The following is a 24,572-nucleotide window of genomic DNA, read 5'->3' as shown; positions in this document are numbered from 1 at the left end:
GTGGCGCTCGTTGCTGCCTGAGTAGGCCTCTATGGCTATTGCGCCAGTGCCGAAGGTTGCTGCCGGATCAATAGCTACGAAGAGGTACTGATGGGTTCGCTGTCAGGTTCAACCGCAGGCGCGAGCCGCAAATCGAAATCGCCTGTTACTCCCCCGCCTCACTGGCGGCAGTTGCATGTCCTGGTGGCGGAGGACCATTCAGCCCACCGACTATTACTGGGTTGCTTGCTGCAAAAACTCGGGTTGGACCATGAGCTGGTCGCCGACGGGTATCTCGGGCGGGTGGCTTATGCTCGTCGGCCCTTTGACCTGGTGATCACTGATTGCCAGATGCCCGTCATGGACGGTTACAGCATGGCCCGCGCTATTCGCCAATATGAGCACCACTTCGACTTGAGACGAGTGCCGATCATCGCGTTGACCGCCGACCTGCAAAACGACAGCCCCCAGCGCTGCAGCGACGCGGGCATCGATGCGTGGCTACTCAAGCCTCTGACCCTGGAACAATTACGTGCCGTACTGGCGCGATGGCTCCCGGATGCCGATCACGTGCCCATCGGTGAGGAGCTTGTTGCGCGGGTTTCGGGGTGGCCCGCCCGCGCGAGCCTGGTCGCGACGTTTGGCAGTGAGCAGGTGGTCAATCAACTGTTGGAAAATCTGCTGGTCGAGGCTTGGCAAGATCACGACCTGTTAGGTCGTGCCTGTGCCGCATTGAACGCATCATTGACCGCCGAACGCCTGCATCGATTGACGGGTAGCCTGGTGTTTGTAGGAGGGGCGGGGCTGGAGTCCTGTGCGGTGAGGTTGATCGAGCAGGTTCAGCGCGATGGCGTGTCTGCACACCTGGCGGAATTGACACTGTTCCAGGCACGCTTGCGCGCCTATCTGGATTATCTGTCCACTCTATGAAAGGTGTTTGCAGAGGGTTTAAGTTATTTGGAAGTCTAGTTTTTGCTGTAGGTAGTTTCCTATTATGTTGTAGTCCAAAAAGTAGCCACTACTAAACATTGGTTTCGGCTGCAAGCGGGTCTTTGTTAGCAGTTGTTGATAATCGCTGGCAGGGGTATTTTGCGCGGATTCAAGTTGCCACCATTCGTAGGTATCTATGCTTCGAGTAATTATTGCTGACGATCACCCTATTGTCCGAGTCGGGCAGAGAGTCGTGATTGAGGCGAATGGCAAGTGCAAGGTGGTCGGCGAAGCCGACGGTCCCGATCAACTGCTCGGGGTGTTGAGTACTACGGCATGTGATGTGCTGGTCACCGATTTTGCAATGCCGGGCGGTCAGCAAGCCGATGGCTATAGCCTGTTGAGCCTGCTGCGTCGTCAGTACCCGAACGTGCCGGTGATCCTGGTGACGATGTTCGCCAACGTTGCCACCCTGCGTGCCGCCTTCGCCCATGGTGCCAAGGCAGTGGTCGCCAAAAGTGCCTCTGCCAAGGAGTTGCCCCTGGCGATCAAAGCCGTGTGCGCAGGCCAAACCTTCGCCAGTGAATGCCTGCGCGTGCAACTGGTGGAGGCGGGGACAGGCAATCAGTCCCATGAGCCGCAGTTGTCCGGCAAGGAGAGCGAGGTGGTGCGTATGTTGGCCAGCGGCATGACGGTCAGCCAGATCGCGGCCAAGGTCCACCGGAGTATTTCCACCATCAGCAAACAGAAAAGTACAGCGATGCAGCGACTGAGTATCTCTACCGACGTTGAACTGTTCGCCTATGCGCGTGCATCGGGAATGGTGCCTTAGAAAGTTGCAGTTTTATGACAGTGGTTTAACTAAAGGCCAAGCGCAGGATTCGTATTGGTTGTATGGGGCTGGTGCGCTAAGTGCTCTAACTTGTTATTCGCGCCTGCTGGCATTAGTTGAGGTTTGTTTAAATTCCCGGTCAAATTAGTTGAGACGAAATACCCATTGGGCGGTGTACTTGCTTGTGCCCGTTTTACCGCGGGTTAATCGACCGTAAGTGATGCGACCCTGACGGAGGTCAGTTGCAACGTGCCTGCATTGATAGCCGCTAGTGTCCAAGTCCGCACTGCCGACCGCTGAAGAGATCCCGATCGACGGCAGCGCTATTTTTGTCATGAATGCCCATGGTCTTCGCGGCCTGCGCGGATTATCGTGCAGGCTTGACAATAATTGCTGCGGAACCTGCCCATGAGTGCTGCCCACGATGCCCTGATCCACCGCTTCTATGAGGCCTTTGAGCGCCTTGACGCCGAGGCCATGGCCGCTTGCTACACCGACGATGTGGTCTTCAGCGACCCAGCTTTTGGCGAACTGCGCGGGCGGGATGCCAGCGATATGTGGCGCATGCTTACCACGCGGGCCAAGGATTTTTCCCTGACGTTCGACCATGTGCGCAGCGATGACAGCAGCGGCAGTGCCCATTGGGTGGCGACGTATTTGTTCAGCGCCACCGGCAATACCGTGGTCAACGATATCGGTGCGCGGTTCGTGTTCCGTGACGGCAAGATTTGTGAGCATCACGACCACTTCGACCTGTGGCGTTGGTCGCGCCAGGCGTTGGGCCTCAAGGGCCTGTTGCTGGGTTGGTCGCCCGCGTTGAAAAACGCGGTACGTGCCCAGGCGCTCAAAGGCTTGAAGGCATTTCAGGCCGGGCGTTGATAAGATTGGCGCTCTTCTGGTTTGCCGACATCGACTTGTGACTGATCCCTCTGAACCCAAACCCTGGTTCGTCTACCTGGTGCGTGCTGCCAACGGCTCGCTGTACTGCGGCATCAGCAATGACCCGGTGCGCCGATTTGCCTCGCACCAAAGCGGCAAGGGCGCACGGTTTTTTCTGTCCAGCCCTGCCGTGGCGTTGGTCTATACCGAGCAATGTGCGAGCAAGGGCGAGGCGCTGCGTCAGGAGCGCTTGATCAAGAAATTGAAGAAGAGTGCCAAGGAGTGCCTGGCCGCGAGTAGCCTTGAGGGCGGCAAAAACAAAAATAGTTGCAAACCCATGTGAGGTAAACCTGCGCCCCATCCGTGTAGTGCTTGAAACTGCGATCTATTCGCATTAACAGCGTTTTCAACACGGGTTCTCAGAGCATGAAGTCGACGGCGGGCGGTTGGGTAAAACAGTGGCTGGGAGCTTCGGTCTTGGCGGTGTCGGGGCTGGCGTTGCTGCCCTTGAGCGTTGCACGTGCGCAGGAGCAGCACAGCGCCCAGTTCAATTTTGCCCTGGCAGCCAAACCATTGCCGCAGGCCCTGAGCGAGTTCAGCCGGGTCACCGGCATCAGCGTGATCTATACCGATGAAGCGCCCTACGGCCTCAATGCCCCGGCGGTCAGTGGGCCGATGACGGCGAGCCAGGCGCTGCAACGCCTGTTGAGCCAGTCCGGCTTCACCTTCCGACAGATCGACGCCCGCACCCTGGCGCTGGAGCCGGTGCCTACAGACGGCGCGGTCAACCTCGGCGCTACCACCATCAGCGGCGCCAACCTCACCCAGGACAGCACCAGCTACCAACCGCCGCCGACCAGTTCGGTGATGCGCTCCCATGGGTTGCTGCTGGAAACCCCACAGACCGTCAACGTAGTGCCTGCTCAAGTGCTGCGCGACCAGCAACCGCGCAACCTGGATGACGCGCTGGGCAATATCAGCGGTATCACCCAGACAAACACCCTCGGCAGCACCCAGGATGCGGTGATGTTGCGCGGCTTTGGCGACAACCGTAACGGCTCGATCATGAAGGACGGTATGCCGATGGTGCAGGGCCGTGCCTTGAACGCGACGGCCGAGCGCGTCGAAGTGCTCAAGGGCCCGTCGTCGCTGTTGTATGGCATCCAGGATCCAGGCGGTGTGGTCAATATCGTCAGCAAAAAGCCTGAGCTGGTGCAGTCCACCTCCCTGACCGCACGCGGTTCGACCTTCGGCAGCGGCAAGAACGGCAGCGGCGGTAACCTCGACACCACCGGCCCTCTGGGTGATAGCGGCCTGGCTTATCGCCTGATCGTCGACCATGAAGACGAAGACTACTGGCGCAACTACGGCACCCACCGCGAAACCCTGGTGGCGCCGTCCCTGGCCTGGTATGGCGACACCACCCAAGTGCTGCTGGCCTATGAGCACCGCGAATTTCTCGCCCCGTTCGACCGTGGCACCGCCATCGATCCCAAGACCAACCACCCGTTGAATATCCCCGCCACCCGCCGTCTGGATGAGCCGTTCAACAATATGGAAGGCCGCTCCGACCTGTATCGCCTGACTGTCGATCATGATCTGAACGACGACTGGAAAGCCCACTTCGGTTACAGCTGGAACCGCGAGACCTACGACGCCAGCCAGGTGCGCGTGGTCAAGGTCAACACCAACGGCACCCTGACCCGCAGCATGGACGGCACTCAAGGCGCACTGACCACCGACCGCTTCGCCACCGCCAGCCTTGAAGGCAAGGTAGATGTCGCAGGTATGCAGCACGACCTGGTGTTCGGCCTGGACGATGAGTACCGCAAGATCTACCGCGCCGACTTGATCCGCCAGGCACCGCGGGGCACCTTTGATTACACCAACCCGGTGTACGGCAACGAAGTCGCTGGTTCCAAGGTGAGCGCGCCGGACAGCAACCAGACCGACCTTTTGCGCAGCGATTCGCTGTTCTTCCAGGATGCCATCCACCTCAACGATCAATGGATTCTGGTCGGCGGTGCGCGCTACCAGATGTACGACCAATACGCCGGCAAAGGCGTGCCGTTCACCGCCAACACCGACGGCAACGGCCAGAAGTGGGTGCCTCGGGCCGGGTTGGTGTATCGCTACAGTGACGAATTGTCGTTCTACGGCAGCTACACCGAGTCGTTCAAACCCAACTCCACCATCGCGCCATTGGCCAATAAAACCGTGTTGGACGGCAGCTTGCAGCCGGAAGAATCCAAAGCCTGGGAGCTGGGTACCAAATTCGACTTGCCGGGGCGTATCACCGCCAGCGCAGCACTGTTCACGATCGATAAACGCAACGTGTTGGTGCAGGTAGGCGAAGGCCTGACCTCGGAGTACAGCATGGCCGGTAAAGTGCGCTCCCGTGGTCTGGAGCTGGATGCCAGCGGCCAGCTGACGGACAAGTGGAGTCTGATCGGCAGTTATGCCTACACCGATGCCGAGGTCACCGAAGACCCCAAGCTCAAAGGCAACCGCCTGCAGAACGTGGCAAAAAGCACCGGCTCGCTGTCAGCGGTGTACGACTTCGGCAGCATCCTGGGCGGTGATCAACTGCGCGTCGGCGCCGGGGCGCGTTATGTCGGCGAGCGGGCAGGGGATGCGGCCAACAGTTTCGAACTGCCCAGCTACACCGTCGCCGATGTGTTCGCCAGCTATGACACCAGGCTTGAGGGACAGAAGGTCAAATTCCAGCTCAACGTGAAAAACCTGTTCGACCGTACCTACTACACGTCCTCGGTGAATACGCAGTTTGTGTCCATGGGCGATGCGCGGCAGGTGTCGGTGTCCAGCACGCTTACCTTCTGATTCATTTATCTGTGGGAGCTGGCTTGCCTGCGATGGCATCGACCGGGTTTGCCTGATACACCGAGTTGTCTGCATCGCAGGCAAGCCAGCTCCCACAGGAAAGCGGTCGCCACATTGATAGCGAGCTGTTAGCGTTGCCGCCATTGCATGCTTATGGAAAACGCTACTGATGTACTTTGGAAAATGGCTACGCACCGGCACCCTGCTGGTCGGTTTGAGTTTTTTACTGGGCGGCTGCGCCAGTGTCTCCCAAACTTCCACTCCGGCAACCCTGGATAAACTGCTGAGCGATCCGGCGCTGCAAGGTGCTACGGTCTCGCTGATGGTACGTGACGCCCGCACGGGCTCCACGCTGTATCAGCACAACCCACGCAGCCGGTTGGTGCCCGCGTCCAACCTCAAGCTGTTGACCACGGCGGCGGCCATGGATGTGCTGGGGCCGCAATACCGCTTTGCCACCCAACTGCTGAGCAATGGCATACGCCAGGGCGACCGCCTGACCGGCAACCTGTACCTGCGTGGCCTGGGTGACCCGAGCATTCAGTTTGCCGATTACCAGGCGCTGGCCGCGCAATTGGCCAGCCAGGGCGTGCGCCAGGTGCAAGGCGATCTGGTGTTCGATGACACCTGGTTCGATGCCGAGCGATTGGGGGTGGATTGGTCCCATGACGATGAAACCACCTACTACGGCGCGCAGATTTCGGCGCTGACCGTGGCACCCAATGCGGATTTTGATGCGGGCAGCGTACTGGTCACAGCCAAGGCGCCATTGCGGGTCGGCTCGCCGGTGAGTGTCGATATTTTCCCGCCTACTGATTACCTGCAACTGAGCAACCGTGCCGTGAGCGGACCGGGCAAAAGCTATGGGATCAACCGTCGCCATGGCACTAACCTGTTGCAACTCAGCGGCGCAGTGGCGCCGGGAAAGCAGAGCCAGCAATTGGTCAGCGTCTGGGAGCCAACGCAACTGGTCGCGAATCTGTTTGAACAAGCCCTGGCGCAACAGGGCATCACCGTACTGGGGCGTCGAGTGATGGGCGGGGCAAGCCCGGCGGCGGTAACGGTGCTGGCCGAGCACCAATCGGCGCCGTTACAGGCGTTGATCACGCCGTTGCTCAAGCTCTCGAACAACAACATGTCAGAAGCCTTGCTCAAGGCCATGGGGCGCAAGACTGCCAACAGCGGCACGGCAGCGGCGGGCGCCGTGGCGGTGGCCGGGTTCCTCAAGCGCCAGGGGCTGGACACCGCCACATTCAGTCAGGTCGACGGCTCAGGCCTGTCGCGGCGCAACCTGGTGTCGTCGCAAACCCTTACCGAACTGCTGCTGGCCGCCCGCAAACAGCCGTGGTTCGACGTCTGGTACAACGCGCTGCCGATTGCCGGCAACACCGACCGCATGACCGGCGGCAGCCTGCGCTATCGTCTGCGCGACACACAGGCGCAAAACAACCTGCACGCCAAGACCGGCTCCATGGGCGGCGTGTCGTCATTGAGTGGTTACATCACCGACGCTGGCGGGCGCAAGCTGGTGTTTTCGATGCTGACCAACAACTACGTGGTGGCCGGCGCGCAGGTCAAGGCGTTGGAGGATCGCGTGGCCGTGGCGCTGGCGCGCAGCGACGATTGATTCAGGGCTGATAACCCATCCGCCAACTCACGGCCCGGGTCGCCGCCAGCAAGTGCTGCGCCGCCGGGCCATCTTCATCGGCATGGAACAGCGAGGTTGGGCCGACCACGGTCATCACCGCCGCCACTTGCCCGACCGCATTGAACACCGGCGCCGACAACGCGTCCACGCCGGGCATCAGCAGGCCATGTACAAAGTGCAGGCCGCGGCTGCGGATTTGCTCGCACACGCTGGCATAGGCTTGATCGTCCGCCAAGCTGTGGGCGGTGCCGGCCTGAACCTCGCGTTCGCGCAGTTCTACAGTTTCCCGTGACGGAAGATAAGCGCTGAACACCAGCCCGGTGGAAGAGCTGAGCAGCGGCAACACTGAGCCCAGTTGCGTCACCACGGTAACGGCGCGCACTGCCGGCTCAATCTGCACCACGGTGGCGCCCTGGTTGCCCCACACCGCCAGAAAGCAGGTTTCATTCAATTCATCGCGCAGTTCGGCCAGGGGCAGGGCGCCGACTTTCAACACATCCATGCTGCCCAGCGCCGCCAGCCCCACGCGCAACGCCTCACGGCCCAGGCCGTAATGGTTGGTGGCAGTGTTCTGCTCGGCAAAGCCCGAGGCGATCAGCGCCTGCAAATAGCGATGGACCTTGCTCGCGGGCATCTGCACATGCTCGGCCAGGCGTGACAGCGAGGTGGCTGGGGACAGTTCGGCCAGGGCCTTGAGAATATCGGTGCCGACTTCCGCCGAGCGGACTTTCTGTTTACCGGTGTCGCGGGGCTTTTCCATGGAAGGGCGAGAATCCGAGAGATGAATGGGCGTCTTTATAGCTTGACGGTCAACAGTGATCAAATTACGTTATGCGTAACTGGATTACGATAAAAACAACTTCTGTACAGAGGAAGATCCATGGACCTCGAATACCTGTCGGGTTTCGGCAACGAGTTCGCCAGCGAAGCCTTGCCTGGCGCGCTGCCGGTCGGCCAGAACTCGCCGCAAAAGGCCCCCTACGGGCTCTACACCGAACTGTTTTCCGGCACTGCCTTCACCATGGCGCGCAGCGAAGCCCGGCGCACCTGGCTGTACCGCATCCAGCCGTCGGCCAATCACCCGGCGTTCATCAAACTTGCACGGCAATTGGCCGGTGGCCCGCTGGGAGCGGTGACGCCCAATCGCCTGCGCTGGAACCCGCTGGATATTCCGAGTGAACCTACGGACTTTATCGATGGACTGGTCGGCATGGTTGCCAACTCGGGGTCGGAAAAACCTTCGGGCATCAGCATTTATAACTACCGCGCCAATCGTTCCATGGAGCGCGTGTTCTTCAACGCCGACGGCGAGTTGCTGATCGTGCCGGAGCAGGGCCGCTTGCGCATCGCCACCGAACTGGGCGTGCTGGATGTCGAGCCGCTGGAAATCGTCGTGCTGCCCCGTGGCCTCAAGTTCCGTATCGAACTGCTGGAGGCACAAGCACGCGGTTACGTCGCCGAGAACCACGGCGCCCCGTTGCGCCTGCCCGACCTGGGGCCCATCGGCAGCAACGGCCTGGCCAACCCGCGTGACTTCCTCACGCCGGTCGCCCGTTACGAAGACCTCAAGCAACCGACCACGCTGGTACAGAAATTCCTCGGTGAACTGTGGGCCTGCGAGCTGGACCACTCACCGCTCAATGTGGTCGCCTGGCACGGCAACAACGTGCCGTACAAATACGACCTGCGTCGCTTCAACACCATTGGTACGGTGAGTTTCGATCATCCGGACCCGTCGATCTTCACCGTGCTGACCTCGCCCACCAGCGTGCATGGCCTGGCCAACCTCGACTTCGTGATCTTCCCGCCGCGCTGGATGGTGGCCGAAAACACCTTCCGGCCGCCGTGGTTCCATCGCAACCTGATGAACGAATACATGGGCCTGATCCAGGGTGCCTACGATGCCAAGGCCGAAGGCTTCGTACCCGGCGGCGCGTCGCTGCACAGCTGCATGAGCGCCCACGGCCCGGATGGAGAGACCTGCACCAAGGCCATCAACGTGGACCTGGCGCCGCACAAGATCGATAACACCATGGCCTTCATGTTCGAGACCAGCCAAGTGCTGCGCCCGACCCAGTTCGCCCTGCAATGCCCACAACTGCAACCTGCTTACGACGCGTGCTGGGCCTCGCTGCCCGCCACCTTCAACCCGAATCGGAGATAAGCCATGACGCAACCAACGCAGACCCGCAGCTGGGTGGCCTCGGCCAACGGTCACGCGGATTTCCCCCTGCAAAACCTGCCGCTGGGCGTGTTCAGTATCAACGGCTCGGCTCCGCGCTGTGGCGTGGCGATTGGCGACATGATCCTCGACCTGCACGCTGCACTGGATGAATTTGACGGTGACGCCCGGCGTGCGGTTGAAGCGACAGCGGGTGGCCAATTGAACGCCTTTTTCGAACTGGGCCGTGGGCCACGCGTGGCGTTGCGCGAACGCCTGCTGGCGCTGCTGGCCGAAGGCAGCCCACTGCAACAGCGCCAAGCGCAGGTGCTGCACCGCGCCGCCGATTGCCGGATGCACTTGCCGGCGAAGATCAATGACTACACCGACTTTTACGTCGGCATCGAGCACGCGCAGAACGTCGGCAAACTGTTCCGCCCGGATAACCCCTTGTTGCCCAACTACAAGTACGTGCCGATTGGTTACCACGGCCGTGCATCGACCATTCGCCCATCGGGCACGGATGTCCGACGCCCCAAAGGCCAGACATTACCGGCCGGCCAGACCGAGCCGACCTTCGGCCCTTGCGCGCGCCTGGACTATGAGTTGGAGCTGGGCATATGGATCGGCCAGGGCAATGCCATGGGCGACGCGATTGCCATCGGCGATGCCGCCGAGCATATCGCCGGTTTCTGCCTGCTCAACGACTGGTCGGCGCGGGATATCCAGGCCTGGGAATACCAGCCCCTGGGCCCGTTCCTGTCGAAAAGCTTTATCACCAGTATTTCGCCGTGGGTGGTGACCGCCGAAGCGCTGGAGCCCTTTCGCAAAGCGCAACCGGCGCGTCCCGAGGGCGATCCGCAGCCGCTGCCGTACCTTTTGGATAAGCGTGATCAGACCGCGGGTGCCTTTGATATCGAACTGGAAGTGCTGCTCACCACGGCCTCAATGCGCGAGCAAAACCTGCCTGCCCATCGCCTGACCTTGAGCAATACCGAGCATATGTACTGGACCGTGGCGCAAATGGTTGCGCACCACAGCGTTAACGGCTGCCAGTTGCAGGCCGGCGACCTGTTTGGTTCAGGCACCTTGTCCGGGCCGCAGCCGGGGCAATTCGGCAGCCTGTTGGAGATTACCGAGGGCGGCAAGAAGCCGATTGAATTGACCTCCGGCGAGGTACGTAAATTCCTTGAAGACGGCGACGAAATCATCCTGCGTGGCCGTTGCCGCCGCGAAGGGTTTGCCAGCATCGGCTTCGGCGAATGCCGCGGTACCGTGGTCGCGGCGCGTTAAGAGGGCAGGGCTATGAAGCTTTATACCTACTACCGTTCCACCGCGTCGTATCGGGTACGTATTGCCCTGGCGCTCAAGGGTCTGGATTTCACTGCGCTGCCGGTCAACCTGCTGGTGCCTGCAGGCGGCGCCAATCACCAGCCCGAGTACCTGGCGATCAATCCCCAGGGGCGCGTGCCGGCGTTGTGTACGGATCAAGGGCAGACGTTGATCCAGTCGCAGGCGATCATCGAGTATCTGGAGGAGCGTTATCCACAGGTGCCGCTGCTCTCCAGCGATCCGGCAGCCCGTGCCCATGAAAGGGCGGTCGCGTCGATCATTGCCTGCGATATTCACCCGCTGCATAACTCCAGCACGCAGAACCTGTTGCGTCAGTGGGGGCACGATGAAGCGCAATTGCTTGAATGGATCGCCCATTGGGTCAGCCAGGGGTTGGGCGCGGTGGAGCAGTTGATTGGCGATAAGGGGTTCTGTTTTGGCGAGCAGCCGGGCATGGCGGATGCGTTTCTGATTCCCCAGCTGTATGCGGCCGAGCGTTTCAAAGTACCGTTGGCGGCATACCCACGCATTGGGCGGGTGGCGGCATTGGCGGCCCAACATCCAGCCTTCGTGCAGGCCCACCCCGCCAATCAACCTGACACCCCCTAGGACCCCTGTGGGAGGGGGAAGCCCCAATGCAGTTCAGTTAAGCGAGCGCAATGCTCACAACCATGAAGATCAAATGTGGGAGCTGGCTTGCCTGCGAAAGCGTTAGTGCAGTGGCAGATGCGGTGACTGACACACCGCCTTCGCGGGCAAGCCCGCTCCCACAGGGGATTCGCGCTTAACTGACTGGCATTGGGGTAAACCCCTCCCACATTTGATCGCGCCAACCTAATAAAAAATAAAGGTACCTTGCGATGCACAATCAGATTGCCAGCTTTCGTGCGGCGCTCGACGCCCGCCCGGTGTCGCGCTACCAGTGGTTGATTCTCCTGTTGCTGGCACTGCTGCTGGTCACCGATGGCTATGACGCCCAGGTGCTGGGCTATGTGGTGCCCGCACTGGCTCAGGATTGGGGCCTGGAAAAGGCTGCGTTCGGCCCCGTGTTCAGCGCCAACCTGCTCGGCCTGACCCTCGGCTCGCTGCTGGTGACACCGCTGGCGGATCGGTTCGGCGTGCGGCGCATCCTGTTGGCCTGTGTGCTGATCTACGCCAGCCTCACCGTCCTGATGGTGTTCGCCAATTCCCTCACCACATTGATGGCGGCGCGGTTTATCTGCGGCATCGGCATGGGCGGCGCAATGCCCAGTGCCATGGCGTTAATGTCCGAATACTCGCCGCCGCGCATGCGCACCTTGATGGTGACCCTGGCGGCCTGCGGCTTTTCGTTCGGCGGGGCGGCAGGCGGCTTTGTAGCGGCCGGGTTTATCGATGGGTTTGGTTGGCAGGCGGTGTTCCTGGCCGGTGGTGTGACGCCGTTGCTGCTGTTCCCGTTCCTGGTGTGGCTGTTGCCTGAATCCTTGCCGCGTCTGTTGCGCGATGCGCCGCCGTACCTGCGATTGCGCAAAGTCACGGCGCGGATGCTGCCCGACTGGCAACCGCCGCCCGCGACCCAAGCGGAAAATTTGAAGGAGCAAGGCAGCAAACTGACGGTGGTGGAGCTGTTTCGCAACGGCTACGCGCGCCCGACGCTGCTGATCTGGGCGACCTTTTTTGTCAGCCTGATTTTGTTGTATTTCATGATCAGCTGGTTGCCATCGCTGTTGCTCGAAAGCGGCCTGGCGCTGAACGAAGCCAACCTGGTCACCTCCATGTTTCTGTTTGCCGGCACTTTGGGCGCCATCCTCATGGCCTGGTTTGCCGACCGTCTCAAAAGCAAAGTGCGTCTGTTGTCCGGGGTGCTGGCGGCGGCCGCGCTGTGCACCATCCTGCTGGGCTTGAACCACGACAATCCACGTTACCTGGTGGCTTGCGTGTTTGCCGCGGGGTTCTGCATCATCGGCGGGCAACTGACCCTCAATGCCTTTGCCAGCAATTTCTACCCGGCGCAGGTGCGTGCCACCGGCACGGGCTGGGCGTTGGGGGTAGGGCGTTTCGGATCAATCCTGGGGCCGCTGTTCGGGAGTATGTTGCTGGCGATGCATATACCGGTGGAGCAGATTTTCTTCTTCTGCGCGATTCCGGCGGTGATTGCGGCGTTGTTGATTATTCAGGTGCGCTCGCCGGGACCCACTACGCCCCAAGGGCCGCTGCACAGCGACATTCTCAAACCCTCACTGTAGGAGCGAGCTTGCTCGCGAAAAACGTTAACGATAACGCGGGCATCCTGGGGTAACGCGATGCTCTTGCGTTTTTCGCGAGCAAGCTCGCTCCTACAGTTGGGAGTTGGGTCAATGCACCACTGAATTGGGCCGCAGGTGCCCCAGCCGCTCGGTCAGGCGCAGGCGTTGGATCGGGTCATCACTGAGCATCAACGCGTGCTCCAGATCAAAGCGCTCGGCGCTCGGGCAATCCAGGCGCTGGTACAGGCTGGCGCGCGCAAGGTAGTCGGCGGCGTTGGCGTTGCCCAGTTCCAGCACACGCTCGGCGTCCACCAGGGCCGCCAGGGGCTCGTCGTTGGCCAGGTGCAGTTGGCGCAGGTTGCGCGACAGCCGTTGCAGGATCGCCCTTGGCTCGGCGGTATGCAGGTGGTCGGCGTGCAGGTTGAGTTTCGGCCCGTATTGGCGGTGCAGCAGTTCGCGACAGTCATTGGGGTACAGGCGTCGACCGCCGCACGGGTCCAGCAGGTGGTCGGCACCGGGCACGCGCAGCAGGAAGTGCCCGGGGAAATTCACGCCGACCATGGGGATCTCCAGGCGCCGTGCCATTTCCAGTGCGATCAGGCCCATAGCCAAGGGTTGCCCGCGTTTGCGCAGCAGCACTTTGTCCAGCAGCGCGGCGGCGGGGCGCAGGGGGGTGTGATCATCCTGGGCAAACCCCAGGTCATTCAGGCGTCGCAACAGCGGCTGGCCGAGCTCATCGGCTGGTAGCAGGGGCATGCCCAGGCTCACCTGCTGTTGCAGCACACGCAGTTCCTGCAGGATCAGCAACGGCTGTACGCTGGCATCGTGTTCGGCAGCCAGCCACAGCGCGGCTTCAAACAGCGCAGGGGGTGAACGGTCCAGGCAGGCGAAAAAGGCTGTGCGGGGATTCATCGCGTTCTCCGGCGGATGCCTCGTTTTAGCCTTGCCAGGAATTTTCGTCCAGTACCTTGAGAAAGAACCGACGCGCTTATGTCCTGGATCTTACGAAACAGCGTGGCTTATTCCAGTGCAATCCAGCAGTTTTCTCCCGCAAGCCTATACTTTGCCCACTACCAAAAGTGATTCGGGAGCTCATTGATGTTTGCGCTCATGCACAGCACCCGCCTTGAATCGCTGCACCTGAGCGTCGACCCGGTGACCGGGCTGAAAGCGATCATTGCCATCCACAACAGTCGCCTGGGGCCTGCCCTGGGTGGGTGTCGCTACCTGGCTTACCCCGACGATCACAGTGCCGTGGCCGATGCCGCGCGGCTGGCCCAAGGCATGAGCTACAAGGCTGCATTGGCCGGGCTGGCGGTGGGCGGCGGTACGGCGGTCATCATCCGTCCGGTGCATGTGGAGAGTCGCGCCGCGCTGTTCGAAGCGTTTGGCCGCTGTATCGAAAAACTCGACGGCCGTTTCATTACCTCGATTGACAGCGGCACCTCGGTCGCCGACATGGACTGCATCGCCCAACACACCCGCTTCGTCACCAGCACCAGCGCCGCCGGCGACCCTGCGCCCCATGCCGCCATGGGTGTGTTTACCGGCATCCGCACCACCGCCATGGCGCGCCTGGGCAGCGACAACCTTGAGGGCCTGCGCGTAGCGGTGCAGGGCTTGGGCAATGTCGGTTATGCCCTGGCCGAGCAACTGCACGCCGCGGGTGCAGAACTGCTGGTCAGCGATATCGACCACGGCAAGGTGCAGCTGGCCATGGAACAACTGGGCGCCCACCCGATTGCCAACGACGCCTTGCTCAGCACCCCCTGCGACATCCTCGCACCGTGCGGCGTCGGCGCCGTATTCAACCGCAACAGCGTCGGCCAGCTGCGGTGCGCCGCCGTCGCAGGTGCCGCCAGCGCACAACTGACCAACCTGGACATCGCCGACCAGCTGGAAGGCCGCGGCATCCTCTATGCCCCGGACTACGTAATCAACTCCGGCGGCCTGATCTACGTCGCCCTCAAACACACCGGCACCGACCTGCCTGGCATCACCGCGCACCTGTCGAACATCGGCAGCCGCCTGACCGAAATCTTCGCCCACGCCCAAGCCGAAAAACGCTCCCCCGCACGGGTGGCCGATGAACTGGCCGAACGCCTGCTGTACAAATAGGCCAGGCATTAAAAAGGCCCTGAATCCATGATTCAGGGCCTGTTCAATTCGGGCTTTACTCTGCTGCCGGGTTCAGCAACTCGGACAGCGCGTCCGGTTGGCTCTTGAACGCCTTGGCAAATACATCACGGTTCTTCGCCATGTAAATCCCGGCTTCCTCCACCTGCTGCTCGCTCAACGACGGCACGGCTTTTTGCAACACCTCTGCCAGCAACTCAGCGAGTTCAAGCATCTTGTCATGACGGTCAGCTTCGGCTTTATCCATGAACAAACGCTCCAGATCTCGGCTGCTGCGGTATACCACTTCGACGGCCATTCACCACCTCACATGCCTTCACGATAGTTGTCTTTTGCGACTACTGTATTTATATACAGCGAAAAGGATAAGCCAAACGCAGGGGTTTGGGTAGTAGGTTTTTAATGTAGTTGGGAAATGGGGGTTTGCTACACCGGAAATTTCTGACAACTTGCCGGGGTTGCGCTGGAATTGTCCGGTGGCTTACCTTCCTTGTGCGCTGCATTTGCAGCGAGCGGGCTTGGCGGCCCGGTACGAAAGGCGCAATAACGCTTTAAACAGATGCAGACGCTAATGGCGTTTGAGTTTCTGTGTAATGGCGGGTTGCGCACGGACCCTTAGGGGTGCCGGTTCTTTCGTACCGGTCCGCCAACCTTGTGCAATCCGTCACCCAACCTGCTTGGCGGCAGGCGGTGCTTGGTTTCCCTACGAAAGGTGCTGTCTCATGAAAAAAATTACCCCCAATCCCCCATCTAACGATTCGACGCTATTCAGTGTCACGCCTGAAGCAGATGTAGAAACCTTACTGGTCAATGCCAGCGAAACCCTCAGCAGCGCTCGGGAAATGGCTAGTACGCTGGCCTTTGAACTTGAAGGTCCTCAGCGAAGCTTGGCGTTGGCTATTCACCAAGTGGTAGAACTGGGTGGCTTGTTAGTTGACCGAGCGCTGGAACAAGTAGCACCCGTTTGAGTCCCCACCACGCCTTTGCCGAGTGAGTTGGATGTGGCGAGCGAGCTTGCTCGCGCTGGGCTGCGCAGCAGCCCCAATTCAGGCAAGGGTGTGCTTTCAGGAATCACAGTGACACGCTCTTGGGGGCGCTTCGCACCTCAGCGGGAGCAAGCTCCCTCGCCACACAGGAGGCGTTCATATGAAAAATAAGTGTTCTGAAGTTTCTCAACGCATTGAGGACCATTCGTCCTACGAAGAATGGTTCAGAGCCCGAGTGCAAGAGGCCTTGGATGATCCAAGCCCAGGCATCCCTCATGACGAAGTCATGAGGGAGATGAAAGCGGTCATCGAGTCGAAGCTTTCACTCCATCCGGCCGATTAAGTGCCTAATATCAGCCCGCCACCATCTCAATACCCTGCCTATGGCCTTTTTTCTGCATACAGAACAACCGTCACGTCCAACCCGCATTATCCGGTCGAATCGACCTAAGGAAGCCTCATCGTGAAAATCAACTGGGCCGAAAGGCTGCGCCAGCAAGTGCACGGGCTGGCCGAGTCCCTGGGCAATCTGTTTGTCGAGTCGTTCCATTACCTGGCGCTGTTCGCCATTGGTGCGGTGACCGCCTGGGCAGCGGTGATGGAGTTCCTGGGGATGCTGGAAAATGGGCACATCAAGATCGATGACATCTTGCTGCTGTTCATCTACCTGGAATTGGGCGCCATGGTCGGGATTTACTTCAAGACCAACCACATGCCGGTGCGCTTCCTGATCTACGTGGCGATCACTGCACTCACGCGTTTGCTGATCTCCAACGTGTCCCACCACAACCCGCCGGACGTGGGCATCATCTACCTGTGCGGCGGCATTTTGCTGTTGGCGTTCGCGATCCTTGTGGTGCGCTATGCCTCGTCGGCCTTCCCTTCGGTGAAGGTCGAAAGCCCGCGTCGCAAGGGCGAAGCGAGCCTTGAGACCGAGAAAGGCGAGCTTTAAAGCCCGACGCTGAAGGGCAGGGTGCGGGCGGGCGGTCGCTGCAGGAGTTTGTGGCTGTCGCCGTCCGTCATCAGCTCCAGGATTTCTACAGCGCTATGGCCTTGCTCGATGGCAATGCCGAACTGGATGCTTTGCACCAGGCGCTTGAGGCGCTGGGGATCGTTGCGTTGTTCGGCGCTGATCATGCGCTTGGCCACCACGCCAGTCTCGTTAGAGAGGGTGAGCATGATGCTGCCGTCCAGGCGCTGGATGCTCAGGTTGACGCGGTATTGGGGGCTGAACGTGTCGGTGATGATCTGAAAAGGATTGTCCATGGTGCGTTACCGCCTGATAAGAACATGCAGTCATTGACGGCCGGTGTCGGGATTAGTTCGCATTGCCTGACCGTCGGCCAAAGTCCGTTTTCCTCAGAAGCTCTACAGCAAGGGCCGTGCCGTACAGGCTCTGGGTTCGCAATGTGGGAGGGGGCTTGCCCCCGATAGCGGTGTATCAGCCAATAAATACTCGGCTGAAAGACTGCTATCGGGGGCAAGCCCCCTCCCACATTGGGTCTGTGTTGTTACTCAGGCAGGTGAGCTATTTCAGGGCATCACGGAAAAAACGATCGCAGACAGCGCAATCAGCCCGATCACCACCACAAACACATTCGATACCTGCCCCGAATACTGGCGCAGCGACGGTACGCGGCGAATCGCGTACATCGGCATCAGGAACAGCAGGCACGCGATAATCGGCCCACCCATGGTTTCGATCATGCCCAGGATGCTTGGGTTGAAGGTGGCCACGGCCCAGCAGGTCAGCACCATGAACAACGCGGTGCAGCGTTCCAGCCATTTGGACGACATCGAACGGTTGCGCCCACGCAGGGATTTGACGATCAGGCCCTGGAAGCCTTCGCTGGCGCCGATGTAGTGGCCCAGGAAGGATTTGGTGATCGCCACCAGCGCGATCAACGGCGCAGCGTAGGCGATCACTGGCGTCTGGAAGTGGTTGGCCAGGTACGACAGGATCGAGATGTTCTGTGCCTTGGCGGCGGCCAGGTCAGCGGGCGACAGCGCCAGTACGCAACTGAAGCAGAAGAACATCACGGTCAGCACCATCATGGCGTGGGCGGTGGCGAGGATGCCGCTGCTTTTGCGCTCGGCCTGGGCGCCGTAGACGCGCTTTTGGTCCACGGCAAAGGCGGAGATGATCGGCGAATGGTTGAACGAGAACACCATGACCGGGATCGCCAGCCACAACGTCTTGAAGAACAGCGGCAGCGGCATGCCCTCGCTGGCGGAGGCGAAGAACGCACCGTTCCAGTTGGGGATCAGGCTGACGGCCAGCAACAGCAGCGCAGCCACGAATGGGTACACCAGCACACTCATGGCCTTGACGATCACGCCCTGGCCGCACCGCACGATAGCCATCAGGCCAAGAATCAGCACCAGGGACAAGATCGCCCGGGGCGGCGGGGTCATGTGCAGTTGGTGTTCCATGAAACTGCCCAGGGTGTTGGTCAGCGCGACGCTGTACACCAGCAGGATCGGGAAGATGGCAAAGAAGTAGAGCAGGGTGATCAGCTTGCCCGCGCCGACCCCAAAGTGTTCCTCGACCACTTCGGTGATGTCGCCGGATTTGCCCGACAGCACAAAGCGCGTCAGCCCACGGTGGGCGAAGAAGGTCATCGGGAACGCCAGCAGCGCCAGCACGATCAGCGGCCAGAAACCGCCGACGCCAGCATTGATCGGCAGGAACAGGGTGCCGGCGCCGATGGCGGTGCCGTAGAGGCCGAGCATCCAGGTGGTGTCGTGTTTGGTCCAGCCGGTGGTTACTGTGTTTTCTCTGACATCGGGGTTTTCGGCAGCAGGTGTACGTACATCAGTCATCGGTATTGCCTCGTTATTATTTTTGCGCGGGCTCACGTTGGGGCGGGTAGCAGTGCTCCGATCAGCACTCCACCCAGCTGACCGCCAGGCCGCCCCGTGAAGTTTCTTTGTATTTGTCATGCATATCGGCGCCGGTATCGCGCATGGTGCGGATGACCCGGTCGAGGGAGATGAAGTGTTTGCCGTCGCCGCGCAGGGCCATCTGCGTGGCGTTGATCGCCTTGACCGCCGCAATGGCATTGCGCTCGATGCACGGCACCTGCACCAGGCCACCGACCGGGTCGCAGGTCAGGCCGAGGTTATGTTCCAGGCCGATTTCGGCGGCGTTTTCCAGTTGCTCGGGGGTGGCGCCGAGAATATCGGCCAGCCCGGCTGCAGCCATGGCGCAGGCCGAACCCACTTCGCCCTGGCAGCCGACTTCAGCGCCGGAGATCGAGGCGTTTTTCTTGCAGAGGATGCCGACGGCAGCGGCGGCCAGGAAGAAATTGACCACATCGTCGTCAGACGCGTCGGCGTTGAATTTCATGTAGTAGTGCAGCACGGCGGGGATGATACCGGCCGCGCCATTGGTCGGCGCGGTGACCATGCGCCCGCCGGCGGCGTTTTCTTCGTTGACGGCGAGGGCGAACAGGTTGACCCATTCCATCGCCGACAAGGTCGAGGTGATCACATTGGGTTTGCCGATTTCCAGCAGGCTGCGATGCAGTTTCGCCGCCCTGCGCGGTACGTCCAGGCCGCCGGGCAGGATGCCTTCATCGCGCAGGCCCTGTTCCACGCATTCGCGCATCACCGACCAGATGTGCAGCAGGCCGCTGCGGATCTCTTCGTCGCTGCGCCACGCACGTTCGTTGGCCATCATCAGTTCGGAAACCCGCAAGCCGTGCTTGTTGCACAACGACAGCAGTTCGACGGCGCTGGAAAAGTCGTAGGGCAGTTGCACGTCGCTGGACGGCGCAACGCCCGATGCGGCTTCGGCGGCTTCGATGATGAAACCACCGCCCACCGAGTAATAGGTTTGTTCGCTCAGCAGGCCGCTGTCGCCATAGGCGTGCAGGGACATGGCGTTGGGGTGGTAAGGCAGGCTTTCGTCCAGCAGCAACAGGTCGGTGTGCCAGTTGAAGGCAATCTCCTGTTGGCCGGCCAGCAATAGCCGGCCGGACTCGCGCAATTGCTGGATACGCCCGTTGATCGAGGTGGGGTCGACGCGGTCTGGCCATTCGCCCATCAAGCCCATGACACAGGCACGGTCGGTGGCATGGCCGACGCCGGTGGCGGACAACGAGCCATACAGACGCACTTCGACGCGGCGGGTTTGGCTGAGCACACGCTGATCGCTCAGGGCCTGGGCGAACGTCGCGGCAGCGCGCATCGGGCCAACGGTATGGGAGCTGGAAGGGCCGATGCCCACCTTGAATAGATCGAAAACACTGATAGCCATGCTAAAGCCTTACAAGCAATGGAGTAGAAATCGCTGCCATGTTTTGTAGAGCAGGCGGAATTGGCGCGATACTGAGCCTCTGGATCGGCACTGACCAACGAATTATCCTAAGACACCCTTTAGCAGGACTAAACGCTATGACCCGCCCCCTCCACGGCCAGACCTACGTGTGGCTGCATGTGTTTTCTTGCGCTGCACGGCATCTGTCGTTCACTCGCTGCGCCGAAGAGTTGCACATCACGCCGGGGGCGGTGAGCCAGCAGATCCGCCAGTTGGAGGAGCGCCTGGGCTTTCGGCTGTTTCATCGACGCGCCCGGGGTGTGGAGCTCAGCGCCGAGGGGCAGCGCCTGGCGACGGTGGTCGGCGAGGCGTATGGCAGCATTGATGCGGAGTTACAGCGCCTGGACGCCGGCATGATCAGCGGCACCCTGCGCCTGCGCTCGATCCCCTCGTTTCTCGGCAAGTGGCTGACCCCGCGCCTGCCACGTTTGCAGCAGCGCTTTCCCGACATCCAACTGCGCATGGTCGCCGAAGACAGCAGTATCGCCTTGCATGAGGGTGACTTCGACCTGGCCATCGACCTCAACGACGGCAGCTACCCCGGCCTGTTATCCACAGCCCTGCTGGACGAGCAGATCTTCCCGGTGTGCGCCCCCGGCCTGTTGCGCGGCCGCCCGCCCTTGCATGGCCCGGCCGACCTGGCGCATTTCCCGCTGCTGCACGACATCACGGCTTGGCGTGGGAGTTATGAATATGCCGAGTGGGAGTTTTACCTCAATGCCATTGGCTACCACGACGCCGACGTACGACGCGGGCACACCTTCAACCGCAACCACTTGACCATCGAAGCGGCCATTGCCGGCATGGGCGTGGCGATTGCGCGGCGCACGTTGCTCAATGATGAACTGGAACGCGGCACCCTGATCGTGCCGTTCGGCCTGGCCGTGCCCAACCATAAACGCTACGTGCTGCTGTATGCGCCGGGTGCATTGAACCACCCCGGCGTGCGCGCGGTGCATGACTGGCTGGTGGAGGAAGCAGGGATTTTTCGCGGTTTGCACCCATTGGGAGAGGGGCAATTGTGAGGAAAACAGGACGTAAGAAGTTGTAACTAACTCCCCACCCTACCAGCGTTTTTGCTCGTCGTCAGGGTTAATTTGTAATGTGGGATTTATCTTTGCAAAGGGGTTGAAATGTTTCAGCAGGTGCTCAATTGTGTAATCAAGAGGTCATGGTTTCACCACCCCGGTGTTGCAGTTTGTGATCTCTGGCGAGCTAGCTGAAATAAGGGAAGAACTATGCAAATCCAAGTCAATAGCGATAACCATATTGAAAGCAGCATCCGACTGGAGGAGTGGGTACGTACTACCATTGAGAGCACGCTCGAACGTTATGAAGAAGACCTGACCCGCGTTGAGGTCTACCTGCGGGACGAGAACGGCGACAAGCCCGGCCCCCACGATTTAAGTTGCCGCCTGGAAGCACGGCCAAAGGGCCATCAGCCAGTTTCCGTGTGCCATAAAGCCGATACGCTGGAACAAGCGATCGATGGCGCCGCCACCAAGCTGGATCATGCGTTGGAACACTTGTTCGGCAAACTGCAAGGCAAGCCTCGCGCTGCCGGTAAAAACCAGCCGATCAACAAAGTGAATGAAGACGCGCTTGAAGAGGAATTCCTGGAAAACGAAAACGCGGTTATCAACAGCTGACTGTTTTTTCATTCGCCACTGAAAACGGGCCTGCACATGCAGGCCCGTTTTCGTTTTAACGCCCCCGCTGGAAAAAATACCGGCTCAACGCCGCCAGTGCGCAAGCTCCCAGGCCTGCAAACAGCATGGCCCAACCGGTGCCGCTACGCAGCGCTGACTGTGCATCCTGGCTGGTCAGCCCCGGCGCGTTCAGCTTGCCCGCCGCAATATGCTGGCTGAGGGTTGCCCAATCCGCCGCCGTGCTGGCCGGCAATACATTGGCCAGGTGATGGCTGATTCCGAGCAACAGTACCAACCCCATCAATGCGATGTTGAGCGCCAGGGTAATCAGCCGCGCGCTGAAATCGATGCCCGAGGCCATGCCCGCACGGTCAGTTGAGACGGCGCCGGTGGTGGTGTTGGTGGTCGGCGAATTGGTCAGCGCCAGGCCGATACCGGCGATCACACAACTGAGCAGCACCAGCGCCGTGCTGGGCTGTTGGGCGAAATTAACCGCGGCCATGCCCAAAAATCCTGCGCCCATCGTTCCCAGGCCCAGGGGAATGATGCGTTCGGCGCCAAAGCGCAGGGCCAGGCGTTCGGCCAATGGCGGCACCAGCAAAGTGGGCAAGGTGTACGCGAGCAGCGCGGCGCCGGTGGTCAGCGTGTCGTAGCCCAGGCCCGCCTGGAAATACAGTGGCAAGTAGATCATGAATGGCCAGAAGCTGAAGTTCATGCCAATTGAGCCCATCAATGCGCCGTTGAACCGTTGGATGCGGAACACCGAGAAGTCGAACATCGGATGGGCGCTGCGTCGCTCGATCAAGATAAACAGCAGCAGCCCGAAGCCCGACAGGCCGGCCCAGCCAAGCATCGCTGGGGTGTCAAAGCCGCTCTCGCTGCCTTGGGTGATGAAGTAAACCAGCGCAAACACTGTGAGCGTCATGGTCAACATGCCGGCAATGTCGAGGCGATGGCTGGCCGGGTCTCGGGATTCCTGCACGCTGACGTGCAGCAGCACCAAGGTGAACAGGGTCAGCGGCACATGCACCAGGAATACCCAGCGCCAGTCCGCCACGGCCAGGATCAATGCCCCGATCATCGGCCCGAAACCCAGACCCACTCCGGCGATCACGCCCCATATCGCGAACGCTTGCGCCCGCGCTGTCGGTTCGCGGAACTGGTGGGACAAGATGGCGAATTGGCAAATCATCATCGCCCCGGCGCCAATGCCCTGGACGAACCGCGCCACGATCAGTGTCGGCGCATCGTTGGCCAGGCCACAGGCCAGCGAGGCCAGGGCGAACACCCACAGACACAGCACCAGTACGCGCCGCCTACCGAAGCGATCCGCCAGGGTGCCCGCCGCCATCAGGACACTGGTGCAGGCCAGGGTATAGGCGTTCATGATCCATTGGGCGTCTTGAAAACCGGTGCCCAATTCCTGTTCCAGTGTGGGCAGGATGACCGGCACGCTGGAGATTTCCAGGCCGAACATCAGGGCCACCAGGCAAACGGCCGTGAGTGCCAGGGCATTTCTGGCGGTGCTCGGCGGGGTGAGGGCCGATGCAGCAGCGGCGGACGGCATGATGAGTTCCTTTCAAATAGGGGAGGGCTCTATTCTCTCGGGAACTGGATTCGTTATCCGTGATAAGTTTTCCATTGATATGGGAATCAAGGGCGACAATTGACTCATGGCTACCCCGCGTTTTGATGGCGTCGAACTGTTTTTGCAGATCGTCGAGAGCGGCAACCTGACCGACGCCGCCGAGCGCCTGAACCTGACACGCTCGGCCGTCGGTAAAGGCTTGGCGCGTCTGGAGGCGCGGCTGGGCACGTGCCTGTTGCAGCGTTCCACGCGCCGGCAGCGGTTGACCGAAGACGGGCAGGCGTATTACGAACATTGCCTGCGCGCATTGGCCGAACTGGAAGCGGCCGAATCGGTGCTCGAAAGTGGCCGGCAACAGCCACGAGGGCGGCTGAGGGTCAGTGTGCCGCTGGCGTTCGGGCACCACTATGCGGCACCGGCCTTGTGGGGCTTGATGGAGAGTTACCCTGAACTGGAAATCGAGATTTGCTTCTGCGACCGCATGATCGATCTGGCGCAGGAAGGCTTCGACATGGCCGTGCGTATCGGCCCGTTGCCGGATACCGATCGCCTGAGTGCCCGCCGCCTGGGTCAGCAGGTCATGGGGCTGGCAGCGTCACCGGCGTATTTGCAGCGCAAGGGCGCCATTGAACGTATCGAAGACCTGGCTGCTCATCGTGGCATTGCCTACCGCAGCAACACCGCACAGCGCTCGCGCCTGGCTTCGCCCTTGATTGTGGATGACCTCCAGGCGGTAGCCGATGCCGCCATCGCGGGCGTGGGCCTGGCCTGGTTGCCGAGTTGGTTGATTGCCCACTATGCGTTGCGCGGGCAGTTGGAGGCGGTGCTGCCCAGCTATCGCGAGCAGCCGGCGCCGATCCATGTGGTCTGGCCGACGGCGGTGCATATGCCGGCCAAGACGCGGTGTGCCATCGATGCGCTGGTGGCGGCCACCCCGAGTTGCCTGGCGGGTAGCTAGAGTGAAAATCATCTGTAGGAGCGAGCTTGCTCGCGAAAAACGTCAACGATAGCGCGTGCTTGCTGTAAGAACGCGGCGCCTGTGAGTTTTTCGCGAGCAAGCTCGCT

Annotated in this window: 24 protein-coding genes; 17 read left to right on the top strand and 7 right to left on the bottom strand. The window is 60.8% G+C overall.

The features are described from left to right. Positions 1 to 90 precede the first annotated feature (90 nt). The 6 genes from TX23_RS06425 to dacB all read left to right on the top strand — a co-directional run bounded on the left by TX23_RS06425 (position 91) and on the right by dacB (position 7,088). On the top strand, positions 91 to 909 hold the full coding sequence (locus TX23_RS06425) for a response regulator (protein ID WP_057701492.1): 819 nt from the start codon (positions 91 to 93) through the stop codon (positions 907 to 909). A 196-nt stretch (positions 910 to 1,105) separates the two neighbouring features. Beyond that, a complete protein-coding gene (locus TX23_RS06420; protein WP_054897729.1) occupies positions 1,106 to 1,741 on the top strand; it encodes a response regulator transcription factor in 636 nt (211 codons plus the stop codon). Between the two features lie 408 nt (positions 1,742 to 2,149). After that, the gene (locus TX23_RS06415) at positions 2,150 to 2,620 is read left to right on the top strand and encodes a nuclear transport factor 2 family protein (protein ID WP_057701491.1); all 471 of its coding nucleotides are present in this window, start codon (positions 2,150 to 2,152) and stop codon (positions 2,618 to 2,620) included. A 37-nt stretch (positions 2,621 to 2,657) separates the two neighbouring features. Continuing rightward, positions 2,658 to 2,963, top strand: coding sequence for a GIY-YIG nuclease family protein (locus TX23_RS06410; protein ID WP_057701490.1), 306 nt, complete (start codon positions 2,658 to 2,660; stop codon positions 2,961 to 2,963). A gap of 83 nt (positions 2,964 to 3,046) precedes the next feature. Then, positions 3,047 to 5,461 carry a TonB-dependent siderophore receptor gene (locus TX23_RS06405; RefSeq protein WP_057701489.1) on the top strand — a complete coding sequence of 805 codons (2,415 nt, stop codon included), beginning with the start codon at positions 3,047 to 3,049 and terminating at the stop codon, positions 5,459 to 5,461. A 169-nt stretch (positions 5,462 to 5,630) separates the two neighbouring features. Beyond that, entirely contained in the window at positions 5,631 to 7,088 is a 1,458-nt protein-coding gene (dacB, locus tag TX23_RS06400) for a D-alanyl-D-alanine carboxypeptidase/D-alanyl-D-alanine endopeptidase (protein WP_057701488.1), read from the top strand. Position 7,089: 1 nt separating this feature from the next. On the opposite strand, the gene TX23_RS06395 is transcribed toward dacB, so the two are convergent. After that, entirely contained in the window at positions 7,090 to 7,869 is a 780-nt protein-coding gene (locus tag TX23_RS06395; protein WP_057701487.1) for an IclR family transcriptional regulator, read from the bottom strand. 120 nt (positions 7,870 to 7,989) lie between these two features. Here TX23_RS06395 and hmgA point away from each other — a divergent pair, with 120 nt between their 5' ends. From hmgA to TX23_RS06375, 4 genes are all read left to right on the top strand, one after another. Beyond that, positions 7,990 to 9,273 (top strand): homogentisate 1,2-dioxygenase, encoded by a 1,284-nt coding sequence (hmgA, locus tag TX23_RS06390; RefSeq protein ID WP_057701486.1) that lies wholly within the window; start codon positions 7,990 to 7,992, stop codon positions 9,271 to 9,273. 3 nt (positions 9,274 to 9,276) lie between these two features. Beyond that, positions 9,277 to 10,563: a fumarylacetoacetase gene (gene fahA / locus TX23_RS06385; protein WP_057701485.1), complete on the top strand. Its 1,287-nt coding sequence runs from the start codon at positions 9,277 to 9,279 to the stop codon at positions 10,561 to 10,563. A 12-nt stretch (positions 10,564 to 10,575) separates the two neighbouring features. Then, complete coding sequence (gene maiA / locus TX23_RS06380; protein ID WP_057701484.1) at positions 10,576 to 11,211, top strand: maleylacetoacetate isomerase; 636 nt, start codon at positions 10,576 to 10,578, stop codon at positions 11,209 to 11,211. Between the two features lie 251 nt (positions 11,212 to 11,462). Continuing rightward, entirely contained in the window at positions 11,463 to 12,827 is a 1,365-nt protein-coding gene (locus tag TX23_RS06375; protein ID WP_057701483.1) for an MFS transporter, read from the top strand. A 108-nt stretch (positions 12,828 to 12,935) separates the two neighbouring features. On the opposite strand, the gene TX23_RS06370 is transcribed toward TX23_RS06375, so the two are convergent. After that, a complete protein-coding gene (locus tag TX23_RS06370; protein ID WP_057701482.1) occupies positions 12,936 to 13,739 on the bottom strand; it encodes a SirB1 family protein in 804 nt (267 codons plus the stop codon). A gap of 186 nt (positions 13,740 to 13,925) precedes the next feature. On the opposite strand from TX23_RS06370, the gene TX23_RS06365 reads away from it, so the two are divergent. After that, complete coding sequence (locus tag TX23_RS06365) at positions 13,926 to 14,945, top strand: Glu/Leu/Phe/Val dehydrogenase family protein (RefSeq protein ID WP_057701481.1); 1,020 nt, start codon at positions 13,926 to 13,928, stop codon at positions 14,943 to 14,945. Positions 14,946 to 15,000: 55 nt separating this feature from the next. On the opposite strand, the gene TX23_RS06360 is transcribed toward TX23_RS06365, so the two are convergent. Continuing rightward, the gene (locus TX23_RS06360) at positions 15,001 to 15,261 is read right to left on the bottom strand and encodes a YebG family protein (RefSeq protein WP_003188807.1); all 261 of its coding nucleotides are present in this window, start codon (positions 15,259 to 15,261) and stop codon (positions 15,001 to 15,003) included. 424 nt (positions 15,262 to 15,685) lie between these two features. Here TX23_RS06360 and TX23_RS26910 point away from each other — a divergent pair, with 424 nt between their 5' ends. The 3 genes from TX23_RS26910 (at position 15,686) to TX23_RS06350 (ending at position 16,901) form a co-directional block, all read left to right on the top strand. Then, positions 15,686 to 15,931, top strand: a complete 246-nt coding sequence (locus TX23_RS26910; protein ID WP_082629579.1) for a DUF6124 family protein — start codon at positions 15,686 to 15,688, stop codon at positions 15,929 to 15,931. Positions 15,932 to 16,109: 178 nt separating this feature from the next. Next, entirely contained in the window at positions 16,110 to 16,292 is a 183-nt protein-coding gene (gene relB, locus TX23_RS28365) for a type II toxin-antitoxin system RelB family antitoxin (RefSeq protein ID WP_057701480.1), read from the top strand. A 120-nt stretch (positions 16,293 to 16,412) separates the two neighbouring features. Further along, positions 16,413 to 16,901: a phosphate-starvation-inducible protein PsiE gene (locus tag TX23_RS06350; protein WP_003188808.1), complete on the top strand. Its 489-nt coding sequence runs from the start codon at positions 16,413 to 16,415 to the stop codon at positions 16,899 to 16,901. Here the strand turns inward: TX23_RS06350 and TX23_RS06345 are convergent. From TX23_RS06345 to TX23_RS06335, 3 genes are all read right to left on the bottom strand, one after another. Continuing rightward, the gene (locus TX23_RS06345) at positions 16,898 to 17,215 is read right to left on the bottom strand and encodes a DUF3509 domain-containing protein (protein WP_020301218.1); all 318 of its coding nucleotides are present in this window, start codon (positions 17,213 to 17,215) and stop codon (positions 16,898 to 16,900) included. The genes TX23_RS06350 and TX23_RS06345 overlap by 4 nt on opposite strands. Before the next feature lie 267 nt (positions 17,216 to 17,482). Then, positions 17,483 to 18,772 carry a serine/threonine transporter gene (locus TX23_RS06340; protein WP_057701479.1) on the bottom strand — a complete coding sequence of 430 codons (1,290 nt, stop codon included), beginning with the start codon at positions 18,770 to 18,772 and terminating at the stop codon, positions 17,483 to 17,485. Positions 18,773 to 18,833: 61 nt separating this feature from the next. Next, positions 18,834 to 20,210: an L-serine ammonia-lyase gene (locus TX23_RS06335; RefSeq protein ID WP_057701478.1), complete on the bottom strand. Its 1,377-nt coding sequence runs from the start codon at positions 20,208 to 20,210 to the stop codon at positions 18,834 to 18,836. Positions 20,211 to 20,347: 137 nt separating this feature from the next. On the opposite strand from TX23_RS06335, the gene TX23_RS06330 reads away from it, so the two are divergent. Both TX23_RS06330 and TX23_RS06325 read left to right on the top strand, forming a co-directional pair. Further along, positions 20,348 to 21,295, top strand: coding sequence for a LysR substrate-binding domain-containing protein (locus tag TX23_RS06330; protein ID WP_057701477.1), 948 nt, complete (start codon positions 20,348 to 20,350; stop codon positions 21,293 to 21,295). A 213-nt stretch (positions 21,296 to 21,508) separates the two neighbouring features. After that, a complete protein-coding gene (locus TX23_RS06325; protein WP_005785111.1) occupies positions 21,509 to 21,919 on the top strand; it encodes an HPF/RaiA family ribosome-associated protein in 411 nt (136 codons plus the stop codon). 55 nt (positions 21,920 to 21,974) lie between these two features. Here the strand turns inward: TX23_RS06325 and TX23_RS06320 are convergent, their stop codons facing one another. After that, complete coding sequence (locus tag TX23_RS06320) at positions 21,975 to 23,486, bottom strand: MFS transporter (protein ID WP_057701476.1); 1,512 nt, start codon at positions 23,484 to 23,486, stop codon at positions 21,975 to 21,977. Between the two features lie 106 nt (positions 23,487 to 23,592). Between TX23_RS06320 and TX23_RS06315 the strand changes: the two genes are divergently transcribed. Further along, positions 23,593 to 24,465, top strand: coding sequence for a LysR family transcriptional regulator (locus TX23_RS06315; protein ID WP_057701475.1), 873 nt, complete (start codon positions 23,593 to 23,595; stop codon positions 24,463 to 24,465). Positions 24,466 to 24,572 lie beyond the last annotated feature (107 nt).

Source organism: Pseudomonas paralactis, assembly GCF_001439735.1.
Taxonomy (GTDB): Bacteria; Pseudomonadota; Gammaproteobacteria; order Pseudomonadales; family Pseudomonadaceae; genus Aquipseudomonas; species Aquipseudomonas paralactis.
This window is presented reverse-complemented; position numbering and strand designations above follow the sequence as displayed.